The sequence below is a fragment of the Frigoribacterium sp. Leaf164 genome (assembly GCF_001423665.1).
Classification (GTDB): Bacteria; Actinomycetota; Actinomycetes; order Actinomycetales; family Microbacteriaceae; genus Frigoribacterium; species Frigoribacterium endophyticum.
Window position 1 is genome coordinate 1,188,078 of sequence record NZ_LMOX01000003.1, and the last position, 20,108, is coordinate 1,208,185.

Annotated in this window: 18 protein-coding genes; 10 read left to right on the plus strand and 8 right to left on the minus strand. The window is 74.4% G+C overall.

What is annotated here, in order from left to right; genetic code table 11:
• Positions 1-70 precede the first annotated feature (70 nt).
• The gene (locus ASF82_RS13575) at positions 71-1,084 is read right to left on the minus strand and encodes an NADP-dependent oxidoreductase (protein ID WP_056058027.1); all 1,014 of its coding nucleotides are present in this window, start codon (positions 1,082-1,084) and stop codon (positions 71-73) included.
• Between the two features lie 120 nt (positions 1,085-1,204).
• On the opposite strand from ASF82_RS13575, the gene ASF82_RS13580 reads away from it, so the two are divergent.
• Together ASF82_RS13580 and ASF82_RS13585 are read left to right on the plus strand one after the other, a co-directional pair.
• Positions 1,205-2,488 (plus strand): glutamyl-tRNA reductase, encoded by a 1,284-nt coding sequence (locus tag ASF82_RS13580; RefSeq protein WP_056058030.1) that lies wholly within the window; start codon positions 1,205-1,207, stop codon positions 2,486-2,488.
• A gap of 92 nt (positions 2,489-2,580) precedes the next feature.
• On the plus strand, positions 2,581-2,988 hold the full coding sequence (locus ASF82_RS13585) for an NUDIX domain-containing protein (RefSeq protein ID WP_056059226.1): 408 nt from the start codon (positions 2,581-2,583) through the stop codon (positions 2,986-2,988).
• 31 nt (positions 2,989-3,019) lie between these two features.
• Here ASF82_RS13585 and ASF82_RS13590 read toward each other — a convergent pair whose 3' ends face one another.
• A complete protein-coding gene (locus ASF82_RS13590; protein ID WP_056058031.1) occupies positions 3,020-3,943 on the minus strand; it encodes a serine hydrolase in 924 nt (307 codons plus the stop codon).
• A 10-nt stretch (positions 3,944-3,953) separates the two neighbouring features.
• Positions 3,954-5,918 (minus strand): M13 family metallopeptidase, encoded by a 1,965-nt coding sequence (locus tag ASF82_RS13595; RefSeq protein ID WP_056058035.1) that lies wholly within the window; start codon positions 5,916-5,918, stop codon positions 3,954-3,956.
• A 136-nt stretch (positions 5,919-6,054) separates the two neighbouring features.
• On the opposite strand from ASF82_RS13595, the gene ASF82_RS13600 reads away from it, so the two are divergent.
• Together ASF82_RS13600 and ASF82_RS13605 are read left to right on the plus strand one after the other, a co-directional pair.
• Positions 6,055-7,320 carry a uracil-xanthine permease family protein gene (locus ASF82_RS13600; RefSeq protein ID WP_056058038.1) on the plus strand — a complete coding sequence of 422 codons (1,266 nt, stop codon included), beginning with the start codon at positions 6,055-6,057 and terminating at the stop codon, positions 7,318-7,320.
• A 2-nt stretch (positions 7,321-7,322) separates the two neighbouring features.
• The gene (locus ASF82_RS13605; RefSeq protein ID WP_235491291.1) at positions 7,323-8,648 is read left to right on the plus strand and encodes an MATE family efflux transporter; all 1,326 of its coding nucleotides are present in this window, start codon (positions 7,323-7,325) and stop codon (positions 8,646-8,648) included.
• 296 nt (positions 8,649-8,944) lie between these two features.
• On the opposite strand, the gene ASF82_RS13610 is transcribed toward ASF82_RS13605, so the two are convergent.
• The 3 genes from ASF82_RS13610 to ASF82_RS13620 form a co-directional block, all read right to left on the minus strand.
• Positions 8,945-9,562: a hypothetical protein gene (locus ASF82_RS13610; RefSeq protein WP_056058041.1), complete on the minus strand. Its 618-nt coding sequence runs from the start codon at positions 9,560-9,562 to the stop codon at positions 8,945-8,947.
• Between the two features lie 323 nt (positions 9,563-9,885).
• Entirely contained in the window at positions 9,886-10,953 is a 1,068-nt protein-coding gene (locus tag ASF82_RS13615; RefSeq protein WP_056058044.1) for a LacI family DNA-binding transcriptional regulator, read from the minus strand.
• 138 nt (positions 10,954-11,091) lie between these two features.
• Positions 11,092-12,150: a dipeptidase gene (locus ASF82_RS13620; protein WP_056058047.1), complete on the minus strand. Its 1,059-nt coding sequence runs from the start codon at positions 12,148-12,150 to the stop codon at positions 11,092-11,094.
• Between the two features lie 224 nt (positions 12,151-12,374).
• On the opposite strand from ASF82_RS13620, the gene ASF82_RS13625 reads away from it, so the two are divergent.
• The gene (locus ASF82_RS13625; RefSeq protein WP_056058050.1) at positions 12,375-13,619 is read left to right on the plus strand and encodes an MFS transporter; all 1,245 of its coding nucleotides are present in this window, start codon (positions 12,375-12,377) and stop codon (positions 13,617-13,619) included.
• A 141-nt stretch (positions 13,620-13,760) separates the two neighbouring features.
• Here the strand turns inward: ASF82_RS13625 and ASF82_RS13630 are convergent, their stop codons facing one another.
• Positions 13,761-14,480, minus strand: a complete 720-nt coding sequence (locus ASF82_RS13630) for a hypothetical protein (protein WP_056058055.1) — start codon at positions 14,478-14,480, stop codon at positions 13,761-13,763.
• A gap of 140 nt (positions 14,481-14,620) precedes the next feature.
• Here ASF82_RS13630 and nucS point away from each other — a divergent pair, with 140 nt between their 5' ends.
• From nucS to ASF82_RS13650, 4 genes are all read left to right on the plus strand, one after another.
• A complete protein-coding gene (gene nucS, locus ASF82_RS13635) occupies positions 14,621-15,316 on the plus strand; it encodes an endonuclease NucS (RefSeq protein WP_056058058.1) in 696 nt (231 codons plus the stop codon).
• 105 nt (positions 15,317-15,421) lie between these two features.
• Positions 15,422-15,631, plus strand: a complete 210-nt coding sequence (locus ASF82_RS13640; RefSeq protein ID WP_056058061.1) for a hypothetical protein — start codon at positions 15,422-15,424, stop codon at positions 15,629-15,631.
• A gap of 37 nt (positions 15,632-15,668) precedes the next feature.
• Positions 15,669-16,343, plus strand: a complete 675-nt coding sequence (locus ASF82_RS13645; protein WP_056058064.1) for an HAD hydrolase-like protein — start codon at positions 15,669-15,671, stop codon at positions 16,341-16,343.
• Complete coding sequence (locus ASF82_RS13650; protein WP_056058066.1) at positions 16,340-17,683, plus strand: CynX/NimT family MFS transporter; 1,344 nt, start codon at positions 16,340-16,342, stop codon at positions 17,681-17,683. Before ASF82_RS13645 ends, ASF82_RS13650 begins: the two co-directional genes overlap by 4 nt.
• Positions 17,684-18,108: 425 nt before the next feature.
• On the opposite strand, the gene ASF82_RS13655 is transcribed toward ASF82_RS13650, so the two are convergent.
• Positions 18,109-19,002, minus strand: a complete 894-nt coding sequence (locus tag ASF82_RS13655; RefSeq protein WP_056058068.1) for an SDR family oxidoreductase — start codon at positions 19,000-19,002, stop codon at positions 18,109-18,111.
• Between the two features lie 182 nt (positions 19,003-19,184).
• Here ASF82_RS13655 and ASF82_RS13660 point away from each other — a divergent pair, with 182 nt between their 5' ends.
• Positions 19,185-20,099, plus strand: a complete 915-nt coding sequence (locus ASF82_RS13660) for a cation diffusion facilitator family transporter (RefSeq protein ID WP_056058071.1) — start codon at positions 19,185-19,187, stop codon at positions 20,097-20,099.
• The last annotated feature ends 9 nt before the right edge of the window (positions 20,100-20,108 follow it).

A 20,108-nucleotide genomic window follows, 5' to 3' on the forward strand; every position in this document is an offset into this window, starting at 1 on the left:
GCGACCCGAACAGGGCCCCGGCGAGCGCCGAGGCCCCCGATCGCGTCACCTCGAGGGCCGGAGGCGCGGGTCAGCCGACGCGGACCACCATCTTGCCGACGTTCTCGCCGCGCATCAGGCCGGTGAACGCGTCGAAGGCCGAGTCGATGCCGTCGACGACGGTCTCGTCGTGGACGACCTGCCCGTCGGCCAGCCACGGGCCCATCTCGGCCTGGAAGGCGGGGGCGACGTGGCGGTAGTTGCCGAGCGTGAAGCCCTGCATCGTGAGGCCGCGCGTGACCATGTTGGTCATGTTCGTGATGCCGACGGGGGCGCCGGTCGCGTTGTAGTTCGCGATCGAGCCGCAGAGGGCTGCCCGGCCGCCGTCCTTGAAGGCGCCCAGCGCGGCCGACAGGTGGTCGCCTCCCACGTTGTCGAAGTAGACGTCGATGCCCTCGGGCGCGGCCTCGGCCAGCAGCTCGGCGACGTCGCCCGTCTTGTAGTTGAAGGCCGCGTCGAAGCCGTACTTCGAGGTGAGCAGCGCCACCTTCTCGTCGCTGCCCGCGCTGCCGACGACGCGCGAGGCGCCCTTGAGGCGGGCGATCTGGCCGACCATCGTGCCGACGGCGCCGGCCGCGCCGGAGACGAAGACGACGTCGCTCTCGCGGATGTGGGCGATCTCGGTGAGGCCGACGTAGGCGGTCAGGCCGGTGAGGCCGAGCACGCCGAGGTACGCCGAGAGCGAGACGCCCTCGGTCGGCTGCACGGCGCGGAAGCCCGCGGCCGGGCCTTGGGCGACGTCGCGCCAGCCCAGGTCGTGCAGCACCACGGTGCCGACCGGCAGGTCGTCGCTGCGCGACTCGACGACCTCGCCGACGGCGCCGCCGGTCATGGTCTCGTCGAGCGCGAAGGGCGGCACGTACGACTTCACGTCGTTCATGCGGCCGCGCATGTACGGGTCGACCGAGAGGAAGGCGTTCTGCACGCGGACCTCGCCGTCGGCGAGCTCGGGCAGCTCGACCTCGACGCGGCGGACGTCGTCGGCGGTGGGCTCCCCGACCGGGCGGGCGGCGAGCTGCCACTGGGTGCTGGTGGTGGTGGTCATGGTCCTCCTCGTGGTGCACTGTGTTGCATTCGGCAACGATCATGGCCCCCGAACCCGAGCATCTTCTCGACGTCGAGTCAACGCCCAGCCGAAACAGCCGATGAGAGTTAGGATCGCTCAGTGCTCATCTGCCTCACGGCGTCCCACCAGAACGCCAGTTTCGACTTCCTCGAGAAGTTGAGCATCGGCGCACCCTCGGCGGCGAGCACCCTGGTCGACGGCAGCGACTTCGTCAGCGGGGCCGTCGTGCTCGCGACCTGCAACCGCTTCGAGGCCTACCTCGACGTCGACGAGCCCCTCACCGCCGCCAGCGCCGTGGCCGTCGAGGCCACCATCAGCACGATGAGCGAGGCCAGCGGCGTCGACCCCGACGAGATGCGCGACACCGTGCGCGTCATCACGGGCGACGAGGTCGTCGAGCACCTCTTCGCCGTCTCGAGCGGCCTCGAGTCCGTCGTCATCGGTGAGGACGAGATCTCCGGCCAGGTGCGCCGCGCCCTCGAGCGCGCCCGCGAGGTCGGCACGACGTCGTCCGACCTCGAGCGTCTCTTCCAGAAGGCCTCGCACACGTCGCGCGGCGTCAAGAACCGCACGAACGTCGGAGGCGCGGGTCGGTCGCTCGTGCGCCTCGCCCTCGATCTGGCCTCCTCCCGCGTCACGGACTGGGCCCACGCCCGCGTGCTCATCGTGGGCACGGGCCAGTACGCCGCCACCACCGTCACCGCGCTCCGCGACCGCGGCGCCGACGACCTCGCCGTGTTCTCGTCGTCGGGCCGCGCCTCCTGGTTCGGCCTCAAGCACGACCTCCGCCCCTTCGACGACCTGGCCGAGGCCATCGCCTGGAGCGACGTGCTCGTCACCTGCACGACCACGACGACCCCGGTCGTCGTGCCCGAGGTCGTGGACGCCTCGCGTCGCCTCGTCATCGACCTCGGCCTGCCGCGCAACGTCGACCCGCTGGTCGCCACGGTGCCGGGGGTCGAGCTGCTCGACCTCGAGACGATCAGCCTGCACGCCCCGCTGACGCAGCTCACCGCCGCCGACGACGCCCGGGCCATGGTCTCCGACGCCGCCGCCGAGTTCCAGGCCGTCGCCGCCGAGCAGTCGCTCACGCCGGCCGTCGTGGCACTGCGCAAGCACGTCTTCGACCTGCTCGACTCCGAGATCGAGCGTGCCCGGTCGCGCGGCGACTCCTCCGACCGCACCGAGGCGGCCCTGCGCCACCTGGCCGGCGTGCTGCTGCACACCCCGTCGGTCAGGGCCCGCGAGCTCGCCCGCGAGGGCCGCGGCGAGGACTTCCGCGACGGCCTCGAGGCCCTCTTCGGCCTCACCGACACGCGGGCGGCCGCCGAGCCGCGCCCGCTGCGGTCGGTCGACGACGTGCCCCGCGCCTCCGCCGGCTGAGCCAGCCGCCCGAGGGTCGAGTGGCCACGCCGTGCCGCTCCCCCGCCGACCGGCAGCCGACCGTGACCGCTCGACGCGGGAGGATGGGCACCATGGAGCCCCTCGTCGTCAGCGCGCTGGTGCTGGTCCGTGATCGCCGCCTCCTCATGGTCACCGCCCGGGGGCGCGACGTGCTGTACCTGCCCGGCGGCAAGCGGGAGGCGGGCGAGACCGGCGAGGACGCCCTCGCCCGCGAGACCCGCGAGGAGGTCGGCCTCGAGCTCGACCCCGCGAGCGTCCGCGAGCTGACGACGGTCAGCACCCAGGCGCACGGCGAGCCCGACGGGCGCCTCGTGCACATGACCCTCTACGCGGCCGAGCCGCTGTCGAGCAGCCCGCCCGCGACTCCCTCGGCGGAGGTGGGCTCGCTGCACTGGGTCACGACGGCCGACGCCGACCGCTGCCCGCCCGCCGGCGTCGAGACGCTGCGCGTCGTCGCCGGGCTCGGGCTCATCGACTGACCCCTGGCCGGTCGGGCGCAGGCGCCCCGGCTCAGTGCACGTGCTCCAGCAGGTCGGTGCCGAGTGAGCGCAGCGCGTCCACCACGCGGAGGCGGCGGGCCAGCGTGAGGTCGTCGAACGCCACGGTCACGGCGTACGCCACCCCGCGGGCCGGGCCGCGCAGCACGCCGAGCTCGGAGCGCGTCCCCGGTGAGACCCCCACCGTGTTGACGAGCTGCAGGCCGTGGTCGAGCCGGCGGTGCGACACCGGGTCGAGGCCGAACGACCCGGCCACGAGCGAGAGGTCGACGCCGAGCGACAGCCAGCCGAGCACGCGGCTCGAGACCGCCTCGTCGACGACCTCGCCGTGCGTCAGGCGGGTCATCAGCCCGACGAGCTCGACCGCCGTACCGACGGCGAGGGCCGGGGCGTCGTCCGGGCCGCGCTCGGCGCGCACCTCGTCGAGCAGGGCCGTGCGCACCAGGCCGAGGCCGTCGGCGCGGGCTCGCACGGCGTCGAGGCCGACCCTCCCCACGAGCGCGTTCACGGCCGCGGGGTCGCGCAGCGCGCCGACCAGCGCCGCCGCGTCGGTCACGGCGAGGGCCCGACGCTGCAGGTACGACCAGACTCCTCCGCCGCCGAGCGCGGCCCGGTCGCCGGGGCCGGCCAGGCGCTCGAGCTCGTCGAGGGCACCGAGACGGCCCGACTCGATCTGCGCGCTGACCTCGACGAGCAGCAGCAGGGCGCCGACCTGGGCGACCGGCAGGGCGACGGTCTCGTCGATGCTCAGCAGGTCGTCGCCGCCGTCGAGGTCGCGCACGGCCACCGAGACCGACGCGCCCTCCACGGCGAGCTCGCCGAGGGTCGTGAACGACCGGCCGAACGACTCGGGAGCACGGGAGCCACCGTGGCGCGCACCGGCGCCACGGTCGCCTCCCCGGCGGTCGCGACGACCGCCTCCTGCACCCTCCGTCACCCGCGCGGGGCTACCAGATCGTGACGCGCTCGGCCTCGGGCAGCCAGAGGCGGTCGCCCTCGGTCACGTCGAACGCCGCGTAGAACTCGTCGATGTTGCGGACGATCTGGTTGCAGCGGAACTCGTTCGGCGAGTGCGGGTCGATCGACAGGAGGCGGATCGCCTCCTCGTCGCGGATGGCGATCTGCCAGGCCTGGGCCCAGCTGAGGAAGAAGCGCTGCGCGCCGGTCAGGCCGTCGACGACCGGTGCCTCCGCGCCGCCCAGCGAGAGGAGGTACGCGTCGTAGGCGATCGACAGACCGCCGAGGTCGCCGATGTTCTCACCGATCGTGAGGGCGCCGTTGACGTGGTGGCCGGGCACCTGTGCGGGCTCGAGTGCGTCGTACTGCGCGATCAGCGACGAGGTGAGGGCCTCGAAGGCCTCCCGGTCGGCGGCCGTCCACCAGTCGGTCAGGCGGCCGTCGCCGTCGTACTTCGAGCCCTGGTCGTCGAAGCCGTGGCCGATCTCGTGGCCGATCACCGCACCGATGGCCCCGTAGTTCGCGGCGGCGTCGCGGGTCTCGTCGAAGAACGGGAACTGCAGGATGGCCGCGGGGAAGACGATCTCGTTGAAGCCGGGGTTGTAGTACGCGTTGATCGTCTGGGGCGTCATGAACCACTCGTCGCGGTCGAGCGGCGAGCCGATCTTGGCGAGCTCGCGGTCGAACCCGACGACGGCCTGCGAGCGCACGTTGCCGATCAGGTCGCTCGCGTCGACCTCGAGGGCCGAGTAGTCGCGCCACTTCACCGGGTAGCCGATCTTCGGGGTGAACTTGTCGAGCTTCTCGAGCGCGCGCTGCCGGGTCTCGTCGGTCATCCACGAGAGCTGCGTGATGCTCTGGCGGTAGGCCTCGACGAGGTTCGCGACCAGGTCGTCCATCGCGGTCTTCGCCGCCGGCGCGAAGTGCCGCTCGACGTAGATGCGGCCGACGGCCTCGCCCATCGCGCCCTCGACGAACGAGACGCCGCGCTTCCAGCGCGCCCGCTGGACGGGGGTGCCGGTCAGCGTGCGGCCGTAGAAGTCGAAGTTCGCCTCGACGAAGTCGGACGAGAGGTACGCGGCGAACGAGCGGACGACCTGCCAGCTCAGCCAGTCGCGCCACTCGGGCAGCCGCTCGTCGACGAGCAGGCCGGCGAGGCCGGAGACGAACGAGGGCTCGCGCACGACGACCTCGTCGAACGTGCCGGCGGGCGCCTGCACCGCGTCGCGCCAGACCGCCAGGTCGACCCCCGCCGCCGAGGCCGCGAGCTCCGACCACGGCTGCAGGTTGTAGGTGGCGTCGCTGTCGCGGGTCGCGACGTTGCTCCAGTGGTGCGTGGCCAGCTCGGTCTCGAGCGCCACGACGCGGGCGGCACGGCCGGCGGCGTCGTCGAGCCCGGCCAGGCCGAGCATGGTCTCCACGAAGGCGACGTACGCCGTGCGGACGGACTCGAACTTCTCCTCCCGGTAGTACGACTCGTCGGGCAGGCCGAGGCCGCCCTGCTCGAGGAAGACGACGTAGCGCTCGGGGTCGCCCGGGTCGTTGTCGACGAAGAGCTGCACGAAGCTCGCGACGCCCTGCTTCTCGAAGCTGCCGACCAGGCGCAGCAGGTCGGGCACGTCGCCGACCTGCTCGACCTGCTCGAGCAGCGGGCGGAGCGGGGCCGCGCCCAGCGCCTCCACCCGGCCCTCGTCGAGGAAGCTCGTGAACAGGTCGCCGACCTTGCGGGCCTCGGTGCCCGGCTCGGCCTCCTGCGACTCGTGGATGATGTCGCGGACGGCCGCCTCGGCCTCCTCGGCCAGGACGAGGAAGGAGCCGTAGCGCGCCTTGTCGTCGGGGATCTCGGTGCGGGCGATCCAGCGGCCGTTCACGTGGCGGAACAGGTCGTCCTGCGGGCGCACCGCGGGGTCGAGGTCGTCGGTGGTGATGCCGGAGGTCAGCGCGTCGCTCGTCATGCCCGTCAGCCTAGGTGAGGCCCCCGACGGCCGTCCGGGAGGGGCCGGGAGACGCCGTCCGGCCCGCACGACCGGCTCTTCGGCCGCCGTCCCCAGGAAACACGAAGGAAATCGCTTCCTCGCTACAGTTCTCGGCATGGCACTCCCCTGGGCACTGCACGGCGACGGCAAGACCGTCGACTCGACCGAGATCGTCGCCCCGGAGGAACGCCTCACCTGGCCCCGCACCGTCGGCCTCGGCGGCCAGCACGTCGTCGCGATGTTCGGCGCGACCTTCCTCGTGCCGATCATCACGGGGTTCCCGCCGAGCACGACCCTGCTCTTCTCCGGCATCGGCACGCTGCTCTTCCTCCTCATCACGAAGAACCGGCTGCCCAGCTACCTCGGCTCGTCGTTCGCCTTCCTCGCGCCGATCGCCGCCGCCACCGACGTGGGCGGCATCCCCCTCGCGCTGAGCGGCATCATCGTCGTCGGGGCGCTGCTCGCCCTCGTCGGCGTGCTCGTGCACCTCGCCGGCACGCGGTGGATCGACGCCCTCCTGCCGCCGGTCGTCAGCGGCTCGATCGTGGCCCTGATCGGCTTCAACCTCGCCCCCGCCGCCCGCGACAACTTCGCCCTCTCGCCGGGCATCGCCCTCATCACGCTGGCCGCGGTCGTGCTCAGCGCCGTCCTCTTCAAGGGCCTCCTCGGGCGCCTCTCGATCTTCGTCGGCGTCGTCGTCGGCTACGTCGCCGCCGTCATCGCGGGCGCGGTCGACTACAGCGCCGTCGCGGCCGCGCCGTGGGTGGGCCTGCCGACGTTCACCGCCCCCGCCTTCGACCTCGGTCAGCTGCCGATCTACCTCGGCTTCCTGCCCGTCGTGCTCGCGCTGATCGCCGAGAACGTGGGGCACGTGAAGGGCGTGGGGCAGCTGACGAAGCGCGACCTCGACCCGCTGACCGGTCGTGCGCTCTTCGCCGACGGCCTCAGCACCGTGATCGCGGGCCTCGGCGGCGGCTCGGCGACGACGACCTACGGCGAGAACATCGGCGTGATGAGCGCCACCCGCGTCTTCTCCACCGCGGCCTACTGGGTCGCCGGCGTCGTGGCGATCCTGCTCGGCCTCTCGCCCAAGATCGGCGCCGTCATCTTCACCATCCCGCCGGGGGTGCTCGGCGGCGTGACCACCGCGCTCTACGGCCTCATCGGCGTCATCGGCATCCGCATCTGGGTCGAGAACAAGGTGGACTTCAGCCGCCCGAAGAACCAGCTCACCGCCGGCGTCGCGCTGATCATGGGCATCGCCGACTTCACCCTCGTGCTCGGCGGCGCCAGCTTCGGCGGCATCATCCTCGGCACGGTCGCGGCGATCGTCGTGTTCCACGTGATGAGCGTGCTGGGTCGGCTCCGGGGCACCGACTGAGCGTGCGCCTCCGCTCGCCCCTCGACCGTGAGATCGTCCGCCTGGCCGTGCCGGCGCTGGGGGCCCTCGTCGCCGAGCCGCTCTTCCTGCTCACCGACACCGCCCTGGTCGGCCACCTCGGCCCCGTGCCCCTGGCCGGCCTCGGCGTGGCCAGCGTCGTCCTGCAGACGGCCCTCGGGCTGCTGATCTTCCTCGCCTACGCCACGACGCCGACGGTCGCGCGGCGGCTCGGCGCCGGTGACCAGCGCGGGGCGATCCGTGCCGGCGTCGACGGCATGTGGTTCGCGCTGCTGGTCGGCGTGGTCGTCGCGGGCGTCGGCGCGGTGACGGCCGAGCCGCTCGTGGGCCTCTTCGGCGTGGCCGACGACGTCGCGGCGGCCGCCACGACCTACCTCTCGGTCTCGCTGCTCGGGCTGCCCGGCATGCTGCTCGTGATCGCCGCGACCGGCCTGCTGCGCGGGCTGCAGGACACCCGCACCCCGCTCGTCGTCGCCACCGTCGGCTTCGCGGCGAACGCCGGGCTCAACGCGCTCTTCCTCTACGGCCTCGGCTGGGGCATCGCCGGCTCGGCGGCCGGCACCGTCGTCGCGCAGTGGGGCATGGCGGCGGTGTACGTCGTCATCGCCGTGCGGGCCGCCCGGGCCGTCGGCGCCGACCTGAGACCGGGGCTCGCCGGGGTCGGCCGCACCGCCCAGGCGGGGGGCTGGCTGCTCGTGCGGAACGCGGGGCTCCGAGCCGCGCTCATCGCGACCGTCGCGGCCGCCGCCTCCTCGGGGGTCACCGGGCTGGCCACGATCCAGGTCGCGCTGACGCTCTTCAGCACCCTCGCGTTCGCCCTCGACGCCCTCGCGATCGCCGGGCAGGCGATGATCGGGCACGCCCTCGGCCGCGGCGACCGCGAGCGCGTGCGGGCGATCACGCGGCGGCTGATGCTGTTCGGCGTCGGCGGCGGGGTGCTGCTCGGCGGCGTGCTGGCCCTGCTCGCGCCGGTGCTGGCGCCGGTCTTCAGCCCCGACCCGGGCGTGCAGGCGCTGCTGCCGTCGGTGGTGGTGGCGATGGCGGTCGGCATCCCGCTCGCGGGCTTCGTCTTCGTGCTCGACGGGGTGCTGCTCGGAGCGGGCGACGCCCGCTACCTCGCGATCGCGTCGGTCGTGAGCCTCGCCGCCTACCTCGCGGTGCTGCTGCCGGTGGAGTCGCGGGTCGGGTCGACGACGTCGGGCGCGGTCGCGCTCTGGCTCGCGTTCGGCCTCGGGTACATCGGGGCTCGGGCGGTCACGCTCGGGCTGCGCGCGCGGACGGATCGGTGGATGGTCGTCGGGGCGCGCTGAGCGCCGTCGGCCGCCGGCCGTCGGCTACGTCGCTCGGGGTGCGGGGCGCTGGGTCTCGCCGGCCCTCGATTGCGGGTTGGGCGGCAAATGCCGACCAGATCGGCCCCGAGCGCACTCTGGCGACCGGATCTCCAGTCGTTCTGGGCTCCGTGGTCGGCAATTGCAGCCCGGCGGCGCGAGGGGAGGTGCGGATGACGGGAGCAGAGGAGTGGCGGGAGGCGCGTGGTGCGGGGGCGTCGAGCGGCGTCAGGCGGTGGGGGCGTGAGGCGGTGGGGGCGTCAGCGCAGTGGGCGCCGTCAGCGCTGCGCCGCGCGCGCGTCGCCGGGGAACGACGCGGCCCAGACCTGCGGCAGCCGCGTGCGCAGGTGGTCGGCGAGCAGGTCGTGGTTCAGCTCGAGCCCGTCCGAGATGAAGAGCTTGCCCCCGTCGGCCCCCTTCGCCACGATGCCGCCGTACTGGCTCGCGTACGGGGTCAGCCGCGCGATGTCGGAGAGCAGCACCAGGCGCTCGGCCCGGAAGCCGCGGCGGGCGAGGAGGCGGTCCTCCCAGACCTGGAGCCGGGTGCGCCCGAGGGCGCTGGCCATCATGACGAGCCAGACGCCGAAGGCGAGGATGAGCACCGCGGCGATCCAGAACCCGAACGGCAGGGCCTCGTCGGGGTCGGTGAAGCCGACGACGGCCCCGATGAAGGTCATGAACGCGCCCACGATCGCCATGACGTAGCCGATCACCCGCAGCAGCACGCGCTGCCAGCGACGGGTGCGCACCTCGAACAGCACCCCGGTGACGGCGTCGGGCACCGGGAACGTCTTGCCCCGCGCCGCGTCGCCGCGACGGACCAGGGCGGCGACGACGATCGGCACGACGATGCCGATCACGAGGGCGAGGGAGACAGACAGGACTGTGATGTGCACACGGCGACGCTAGGGGCGGGAGGCGCGGGTCGGCCGGTGCAGGCCCCGCGAGTCGCGAGAACTGCTCACCGCAGAGGCCCGCGCCGCACGCGCGACCGCCACCGTGCGCCGGCCCGCGCCGCACGCAGGGCCGCGCCGCACGCAGGGCCGCGCCGCGCGCGAGACCACGACGGCGACGTGCCCCGTCGTGGGACCTCGTGCGGACCGAGGGCCCAGGAGGAGGCACCTCGGCGGCCCCTCGGCGGCTCGGAGGGCCGAGCCAGCGGGGCGAGCCGGCGGGGCGAGCCAGGTGCTCCGACGGCGCAGCCGCGTGCGACGCCCGCTCAGCGCGCCGGCGGCGCCGTCGTCGAGCCCGCGCGGAACACGCTCGTGAAGGTCGTTCCCACCGCGGGCTCCCCGGCGAGCAGCGCGAGCACGGCGCGCCCCGCGGCGCGGCCCTTCTCGACTGCAGGCTGCACGACCGTGGTGAGGTCGGCGGCGCGCGGGTCGTCGAGCCGCACCCCGTCGTAGCCGACGACGCTGAGGTCGCGCGGCACCGAGAGCCCCAGCTCGGCCGCGGCGGCGATGACGCCCGAGGCCAGCAGGTCGCTCTGCGCGATGATCGCGGTCGGCCGCTCGTGCTCGGGCACGTCGAGCAGCTGCAGCCCGGCCCGGTGCCCCTCGCTCGTCCAGCTGCCGTAGGTGACCAGGCCGCCGACGCCCGGGTAGACGCGGCGGGTGCCGCGCAGCCGCTCGAGCGTGGGCCACGAGGTGCCGAGGGCGACGCGCTCGTCGGTGAGGGGCCCGACCCAGCGCGTGGGGCCCAGCTCGAGGGCCACGACGGCGACGCGACGGTGGCCGAGGTCGTGCAGGTGGCGGGCGAGCAGCTCGGAGGCCCCCACGTTGTCCTCGCCGATGTCGAGCACGCCCTCCATCGGCTTCGCCTCGATCGACACGAGCGGGATGCCGCGGCGCCGCACGGCCTCCACCGACTCGTCGAGCCGCGTGCTGCAGCCGAAGAGCACGGCGGCGTCGAGGGGCGCGTCGAGCAGGCGCGAGTGCTCGCCCTCGTTCTCGGTCAGCAGCAGCAGCGAGTTGTCGGCGGGGCCGGTCACGTCGGCGATGCCGTCGAGCATCGCGACGTTGATCGGGTCGCGGAAAGCGTTGCTCAGGGTGTCCTCGAGCACGGCGCCGACGATGCCCGAGCGGCCGCGGCGCAGCGAGCGCGCCCGGGGGTCGGGGCCGCCGTAGCCGAGCTCGGCGGCGGCCGCGAGCACGCGGGTACGGGTCTCGTCGGAGACGGGGCCGGCCCCGCTGAACGCCAGGGAGGCGGTGCTCGCGCTGACCCCGGCCGCCCGCGCGACCGCGGCGAGGGTCGGCCTCGCGGCGACGTCGCCCTCTGCCCGGCTCATGGTGCCGCAGCCTAGCTGACCGGCCCGGACGCCCCCGCAGGGCCGGGCGCCCAGCGCCGGGCGCCGCAGGGCCGGTCCCCGCGAGGCGCCCACTCAGGGCCGGCCCCGCAGGGCCGCCCGTCGCCGCGGGCGCGCCGCTCAGTTCGCGGCGAACCGCTCGTCGGTCGCGGCGAGCACGCGCAGGACGTTGCCGCCGGCCAGGGCGCGCAGGTCTGCGGGGCCCCACCCGCGACTCCTCAGCTCGTCGGCGAGCACCGGGTAGCGCGACACGTCGCGGAGGTCGTCGGGCAGCGTCGGCGTGCCGTCGTAGTCGCCGCCGAGGCCGACGTGGGCCGCCCCGGCGAGGTCGCGGGCGTGCTCGACGTGGTCGGCGACGTCGGCCACGGTGACCGGCGGCGCGGCCTCGCCCGGCTCGCCCTCGGCCCGGGCGACGTCGGCGGCGAGCCAGTCGGCGTACCGCCGCGAGACGAACTGGGGCACGAAGGTGACCATCACGACGCCGCCGACGTCGGGCAGCCGCCGCAGCACGTCGTCGGGCACGTTGCGCGGGTGGTCGGCCACGCCGACGGTCGACGAGTGGCTGAAGACGACCGGCGCCGTCGCGACGTCGAGCGCGTCGCGCATCGTGTCGGGGCTGACGTGCGAGAGGTCGACGAGCACGCCGAGCCGCTCCATCTCGGCGACGACCTCGCGGCCGCGGTCGGTGAGCCCGCCGTGCGGCCGGCTGCCGGTGGCCGAGTCGGCCCACGGGGTGTCGTCGTTGTGCGTCAGCGTCATGTAGCGGACGCCGAGGCGCGCGAAGGTGCGCAGCACGGCCAGGTCGTCGCCGATCGAGTGGCCGCCCTCGGCCCCGAGCAGCGACGCGACGCGCCCCTGCTCCACTGCCCGGACCACGTCGGAGGCGGTGCGCGCGAGGGCGAGCGACTCCGGGTAGCGGGCGACCATCCGGTGGACGAGGTCGATCTGCTGCAGGGTCGCGCGCACCGGGTCGGGCTCGGTCGTCTCGACGAACACCGACCAGAACTGGCCGACGACGCCGCCCGCCCGGAGCTTCGGCAGGTCGGTGTGCAGCGTCAGGGCCGTGTCGTCGACGCCCTCGACGCTCGAGCCGCGGGCGACGCGGCACTCCCAGGGCAGGTCGTTGTGGCCGTCCATCACCGGGAAGGCCAGGTCGGCGGGCATCGTGAGCGTCGTCATGGGCCGACCCTACCCACGAGGCGCCGCCCGGCAGCCGCCCGGTCGCCACCCGGTCGTCGCTCGATCGTCGCTCGCCCGGCCCGCCCTCGACAGCGGGCGCGACGACCCCCTAGGCTGACGGTCGAATCGATTCGACCCGCACGTCACCAGGCCCGAGGAGGCGCGGTGCCGGCCGGTCGGAGAGCTCCCGCCCGCCGAACACCGACGCTCGAGGTGACACCGCCATGACCAGCCCCACCGCCGAGAAGCGCAGCTACGACGGCGACCTCACCCGCCAACAGGTCGTCCGGTGGCGGAACGCGCTCTTCGTCGTCTTCGGCCTCAGCGGGCTCGCCGTCGCGACCTGGCTGGGCCGCGTGCCGGCCGTCCGCGACGTGCTCGGCGCGACGACGCTCGAGATGGGCCTGCTCGTCACGGGCCTCAGCGTCGGCTCGATCGTCGGCATCACCTTCTCGAGCCACCTCATCGCCGCGCTCGGCGCCCGCCGCACGGTGCTCGCCTCGCTCGGCACGGTGGCCGTCGGCCTCACCATCGCGGGCCTCAGCACCGACCTCGGCGTCGGCTTCGTCGGCATCGTGCTCGGCCTCGCCGTCTTCGGCCTCGGCAACGGGCTCTGCGACGTCGGCATGAACGTCTCGGGCGCCGCCGCCGAGCGCGTGCTCGGCAAGACCGTCATGCCCCTCTTCCACGCCGCCTTCAGCCTCGGCACCATGGTCGGCGCCCTCCTCAGCGCCGGGGCCGAGGCGCTCGACGTGCCGGTGTCCGTGCACGTGACCGTGCTGGCGGTCGCGATCGCCGCCACGGCGCTCGTGGTCACGCGGTGGATGCAGTCGGAGGACCTCGGGCACGCGCCCGTCGAGGGCGACGCGGCCGGCGCCTCCGGCACCACCGGCGGCTGGCGCTCGCGCCTCGCGGTGTGGCGCACCCCCGGCACCGTGCTGATCGGCCTCATCGTGCTCGGCATGGCGACCGCGGAGGGCTCGGCCAACGACTGGCTCGCCCTCGCCATGGTCGACGGCCACGGGCTCGAGAACGCCGCCGGCACCGTCGTCTTCTTCGTCTTCGTCACGGCCATGACGATCACCCGGGTCGCGGGCTCGCCGCTGCTCGACCGGTTCGGCCGGGTGCCCATGCTGCGCTTCTCGGCGGTCTCGGCCGCGCTCGGCCTGCTGCTCGTGATCGTGGCGCCCGAGCCGTGGCTCGCGATCGTCGGGGTCGTGTTCTGGGGCGCCGGGTCGGCGCTCGGGTTCCCGGTCGGGCTGTCGGCCGCCGCCGACGACTCGCGGAACGCCGCGGCGCGCGTGAGCGCGGTGGCGACGATCGGCTACGTCGCCTTCCTCGCGATGCCGCCGGTGATCGGGTTCCTCGGCGAGCACGTCGGGCTGCTCAACGGGCTCTGGGTCGTGCTGGTGCTGATCGCCGTGGCCGGGCTCGCCTCGGGTGCCGCGCGGGAGCCCTCCCGCCGCTGACCCGCGCGACCCGCTCGACGCGACCCGCGCCTCCTGGGCTCTCCGGTCCGGACGAACCACGTCTTCGCAGGGGCACCAAGCCGCGGCGTGGTTCGCCCGCGAAGACGTGGTGCCTCACGGCACAGCAGTGCGCCGCGCCGGTCAGGCGGGGTCGCCGGGCGAGCGGGGCTCGTCGACACCGAGCGCGACCGTGTAGTCGGCGACCAGCCCCGGCACGTCGGCCCAGTCGCCGTAGTGCGCGGCCGCCTCGACGAGGTCGACGATCGCTCCGCGCACGCCCTCGGGCAGCGCCGGCACGACGCCGTGCACGTGCAGGGCCGTGGTCGTCGAGAGCACGGTGAGCGGCAGCAGCAGCTCCGAGTGCACGCGGACCCGCTCGTCGGCCGGCAGCGTGTCGACCATCGTGCGGGCCAGGTCGAGGAAGTGCTCGACGTCGGCGGGCAGCGCGAGGCCGTGCCGCACGAGCAGGTCGGCGGCGGGCAGGCGGGTCTCGGCGGGCTCGGGCAGGGCCTCGAGCACGGGCGACGCGGCGGCGACGCCCGCCAGCACGCGGCCGAGGCGACGCATCAGCGCCTCGTTCGTGCGGCGGTGCCAGACGACGACGCGGGTGCCGCTGAACGGCACGCCGGTGACGAGGCCGGCCCGCCGCAGGTCGTAGAGGGCGATGCGCACGTCGACGGGGCGGAGCCCGTGCTCGCGGGCGACGACCTGTGCGTCGATCTCGTCGCCGGGGAGGTACCGGCCGGTCGCGATGTCGACGAGCATCAGGCCCGCCGGGTCGACGGCCGGGCGGGGAGCGTGGGAGTCGCGGGTGCGGTGCGGCTGGGCGGGGCGGGTCGGGCGGGGCAGGGTCGCGCTCACGGCGGGGCCTCTCGATCGGGTGTCGGTCGGGGCACGGCCCCTCGGTCACCCCGACGGTATTTCGCATCTCGCATTCTGTCAAGAAGATATCGACGGATCGTCACGAGCCCGACGGCTCCCCGGGCACCTAGGATCGTCGGGTGCGCCTCGTCATTGCCCGCTGCTCGGTCGACTACGCCGGCCGACTCAGCGCCCACCTGCCCCTCGCCACCCGCCTGCTGATGGTCAAGCGCGACGGCAGCCTCCTGGTGCACTCCGACGGCGGCAGCTACAAGCCGCTGAACTGGATGAGCCCGCCGTGCACCGTCCGCGTGGTCGAGCCCGACGACGACCAGAGGGAGGCGGGGGTCACCGAGCTCTGGAAGGTCACGCAGCCGAAGACCGCCGACGTGCTCGTCGTCTCGATCCACGAGGTGCTCCACGACTCGAGCCACGAGATGGGCGTCGACCCGGGCCTCACGAAGGACGGCGTCGAGGCCGACCTGCAGAAGCTCCTGGCCGAGCAGATCGAGCTGCTCGGCGAGGGCCACACCCTCGTGCGGCGCGAGTACATGACGGCGATCGGGCCGGTCGACATCCTCGCCCGGGACGCCGCGGGAGGCGCGGTGGCGGTCGAGCTGAAGCGTCGCGGGGACATCGACGGCGTGGAGCAGCTGACGCGGTACCTCGAGCTGATGAACCGGGATCCGCACCTCGCCCCGGTGACCGGCGTCTTCGCGGCGCAGGAGATCAAGCCCCAGGCGCGCACGCTCGCCCACGACCGGGGCATCCGGACGCTGCTGCTCGACTACGACGCCATGCGCGGGCTGGACGACTCGCACTCGCGGCTGTTCTGAGCGGCCGCGCACAGCTCGTCGCGCGCGGTTGCGAAATGTGAATATCAGCGTAGTATTCCGGGAGGCGACCGGGCAGGCCGGCGCCGATCCGCAGGAGGACCCGCCATGACCTCGCCCATCTTCGACGCCATCGTCGCCCGTCGCGACGCGACCCCGATCTTCGAGTCGATCGTGGTGACGCGGCCCCTCGACCTGCCCGTCGACGTGCCCGTCGGGCGCATGACGCCGAGGGCCGAGCCGTCGCTCGTGTCGGCGACGCCCGCCGTCGTGCTCGAGCCCGCGACGACGACCTGGCCGCTGCGCCGCGTCGGCTGACGACCCGGCGGCGCCGTCCGCTCCTAAGCTGAGGGCGATGACTCTCCCCTACACCGCCGTCCTCTACGACCTCGACGGCACGATCGCCGACTCCGCGCCCGCCATCACGGCGAGCCTCGCGTTCACCATCGAGCAGCTCGGGCTGCCCGTCCCCCCGCAGGCCGAGATGCTCGCCTGGGTGGGCCCGCCGCTGCCGCAGAGCTTCGAGGTGCGCCTGGGCCTCTCCGGCGACCGCCTCGTCGAGGCGATGAGGGTCTACCGGGCCCACTACCTCGCGCACGGCGCGCTCGACAGCCCGATCTTCCCGGGCGTGCGAGAGCTCATGGCCGCCGTGCACGCGGCCGGGCTGCCGACCTCGACGGCGACCTCGAAGCCGGAGACCCCGGCCACGCGCATCCTCGAGACCCACGACCTGCTGCAGTACCTCGACCTCGTGACGGGCGCCTCCGACGACGAGGTCCGCAACACGAAGGCCGACGTCGTCGCCGAGGCCCTCCGCCGTCTCGGCGAGCGCGGCGTCGACCTGTCGCGGCCCGTGCTGATCGGCGACCGCCACCACGACGTCGAGGGCGCCGCGGTGCACGGCGTGCCGACGATCATGGCGGGCTGGGGCTACGGCGACGAGGCCGAGCACGCCGGGGCCGTCGCGGTCGCGGCGACGCCGGCCGACGTCGCGGTGCTGCTCGGCGTCCCGCTGCGCGGCGCGGCGTGACGAAGGTCGGCGGGGCGGCCGTCCGCTCCGCGCCGATCTGGCTGACCACGCTCGCGATCGTGCTGATCGCGCTGAACCTCCGCGGGCCGATCGTGGCCACGGCGCCGGTGCTCGACCAGATGATCGGCGACCTGCAGCTCTCGGCGGTCGTCGCGGGGCTGTTGACGAGCATCCCGGTGCTCTGCTTCGCGCTGGCGAGCCCGCTGGCCTCGGGCCTGATCGTGAAGCTCGGCCCGGAGCGCGCGGTGTCGATCGGCCTCGCCGGCGTGCTCGTCGGCACGCTGCTGCGCGCCCTCGGCACGTCGTCGTGGCTGTACGTCGGCACGATCGTGATCGGCGTCGCCATCACGGTGGGCAACGTGGTGCTGCCGGTGATCATCCGCCGCGACTTCAGCCCCGAGCGCGTGGGCTTCGTCACGGGCATCTACACGTCGGCGCTCAACGTCGGGTCGATGATCACGTCGCTCGCGACGGCGCCGATCGCGGCGGCCGTGGGCTGGCCGCTCGCGCTGATCACGTGGGGCGTGCTCGCCGTGCTGGCGGCGGTCGTCTGGTCGATCGCGGTCGGGCCGCGGGTCGCCTTCGGCCGCGGTCGACCGGCAGGAGTCGCGGGCGGCGTCGGCGAAGCCGCCGACGCACCCGGGGCGGCCGGCCCCGACGACGCGACCCGCGCCTCCGCGCCGGGTGCGGGCTCGACGTCGGCGTCGGACGTGCTCACCGGCGGCATCTCGGTCGTCGACGAGGCGTCGGCGGCGCGGGACGCGGCCGAGCGCCGGCGCCCCCTGCTGCGCCGGGCGACGACGTGGGGCCTGATGCTGGCCTTCTCGGGGCAGGCGTTCGCGTACTACGGGCTGACGGCCTGGATGCCGACGCTGCTGCGCGACGAGGTCGGGCTGACGCGGGAGGCGGCGGGGGCCAGCTCGTCGATCTTCCAGATCCTGGCGGTCGTGGGGGCGCTCGGCGTGCCGTTGCTCGCGCTGCGGGTGCGCCCGGCGGTCGTCATCGCGATCATCGCGGTCTGCTGGACGGCGATGCCGCTCGGCCTGCTCTTCGCCCCGGAGATGTGGTTCGTCTGGTCGCTCTTCGGCGGCGCCGCCCAGGGCGGCGGGATCACCATCGTGTTCATCGTGATCGTGCGGATGGCCTCGACCGACGACGACGCCCGACGGCTCTCGGCGCTGGTGCAGGGCGGCGGGTACGCGATCGCGTCGCTCGGGCCGCTCGCGATCGGGGCGCTGCACGACGTGTCGGGCGGGTGGCAGCTGCCGATGGTCGGGGTGTTCCTGTCGACGGTGGTGCTCGGCGTCAGCGGGGTGCTGTCGTCGCGTCGCGTGCGCTGAGCCCCGGTCGGGTCCGACGGCGCGGGGCCACGGGGCCCCGGGCGCCCGGGCCCACGGGTCCCCAGGCCCTGTCCTGGCTCGGCCCCTGGCGGGAAGTGCCCGCCAGGAAGTGTCCGCCGGGAAGGCCGTTCCACTCCGGAGTGGAACGGCCCGTGTCAGGACACGCACCCCGTCCCGCTCCTCCACTCCGGAGTGGAGGACCCGCACGCTCCTCCACTCTGGAGTGGAGCACCTTCCCGCTCCTCCACTCCGGAGTGGATCAGCCTTCTCGGCGGGCATCTCCGGGACGAGCCGCTCCGCCCGGTGCCGCCGCGCCCGCACCGCACCGGCACCCGCACCCGCACCCGCACCCGCACCCGCACCGGCACCCGCACCCGCACCGCACCGCACCGCACCGGCACCGGCACCCGAGCCGCCCCGACGACTCAGCGCCCCCCGAACAGCCCCTCGATCGACAGCGGCGCGTGCCCCGTGAGCGTCCGCACGTCGTCCGTCACGCGCGACACCTCCCCCGACGCGATCGACGTGTAGGTGCTCACCCACGCGTCGGCCTGCCACGGCTCCGGCTGCCAGCGCTGCCGCGACTCGTACGCCTCCTCGACCGTCTCGGGGTGGTAGGTGAACGGCCGGCCGAGCACGGCGCTCAGCCGGGCCACGACCTCCGAGAGGGTGAGCGCCTCGGGGCCCGTCAGCTCGTAGACCTGCCCGGCGTGCGCCTCCGGGGCCTGCAGCACCGCGGCGGCCGCGTCGGCGACGTCGGCCCGCGCCACGGCCGCGACGCGCCCCTCGCCGGCCGGGCCGCGCAGCACCCCCGCCTCGTCGGCGAACTCGGGCAGCACGTCGAGGTAGAAGCTGTCGCGCAGCACGGTCGTCGCGAGCCCGGACGCCGCCAGGTGCTCCTCGGTCGCGGCGTGGTCGCGGGCGAGCGTGAAGACCGCGTCGGGCCCCGCGCCCTGGAACGACGTGTAGACCACGTGGCGCACGCCGGCCTCGACCGCGGCGTCGACGAAGCCCCGGTGCTGGGCGAGACGGTCGACCGCCTCCGCCGCCGAGACCATGAACAGCACGTCGGCCCCGCGCAGGGCCGCCACCGACGCCTCGTGGTCGCCGTACGTGGCGACGGCGACCTCGACGTCGGCCGCGCCGAGGTCGGGAGCGCGCGAGGCGTCGCGCACGACCAGCCGCAGCGGCACGCCGGCCGCCGCGAGCGTGCGCGCGACGCGCCCGCCGACGGCGCCGGTCGCGCCCGTGACGGCCACGCGGCGGCGCAGGACGGGCTCGGCGGACGGAGAGGACGAGGAGGCGGTGGTGTCGGTCATGCGCCCAGCCTGGCCCTCCGTCGGGTGCGGTGGTGGCGCCTCCCGCAGTTCCTGACACCGAGAATCGTCATCGACTGGGCCGCGGGCATGGTGCTGCGCGGTGCGCGCGGGTAGGTTCGTCCGCGGCGACCGCTGACGACCCCGCCCGGGCCGGCGGCTCGGGCCCCACGAGAGAGCACGAGATGGCGCACGACCACACGCACGGGCACATGGCCGCCGACGGCCGACGCCTCCGCCTCGCGATCACCGTCGTCGCCCTCGGCCTCGTCGCCCAGGCGGTCGGCGCCGTGCTCTCCGGCTCGCTCGCCCTGCTCGCCGACAGCGGGCACATGGCCTCCGACCTGATCGGCCTCGTCGTCGCTCTCGTCGCGACGGTGGTCGCCGCCCGCCCGGCGAGCGGGCGCCAGACCTACGGCTACCGGCGGGTCGAGGTCTTCGCCGCCCTCGTGAACGGCCTGCTGCTGCTCGCGGTCGCCGGCTCCGTCGCCGTCTCGGCGGTCGGTCGGCTGCTCGACCCGGCCACGCACGAGGTGCTCGGCGTGCCGATGCTCGTCGTCGGCGTGGTCGGCGGGGCGACCAACGTCGTGGCGTTGCTGGTGCTCCGCGGCGGGGCGAGCCACTCGATCAACATGCGCGGCGCCTACCTCGAGGTGCTCGGCGACCTGCTGGGCTCGGTCGCGGTCGTCGTCGCCTCCGTCGTCGTGCTGACGACCGGCTTCGCCCAGGCCGACTCGATCGGCTCGCTCGTGATCACGGCGATGATCGTGCCGCGCGCCTGGGCGCTGCTGCGCGAGGCCGTGCGGGTGCTCTTCGGCTCGGCGCCGGGCGACATCGACCTCGACGACGTGCGGAGCCACATCGCGGGCACGCCCGGTGTCGTCTCGGCCCACGACGTGCACGCGTGGCAGATCACGAGCGGGGCGACGGTGTTCTCGGCGCACGTGGTCGTCGAGCGCGACGTGTTCTGCGACATGAAGGTCGACGAGACGCTCGACGCGCTCGACCGCTGCCTCGCGGCCCACTTCGAGGTCGAGCACGCGACCTTCCAGCTCGAGCCGGCCGACCACGCTGAGCACGAGCGCTCCACGCACGTCTGAGCCGGGCTG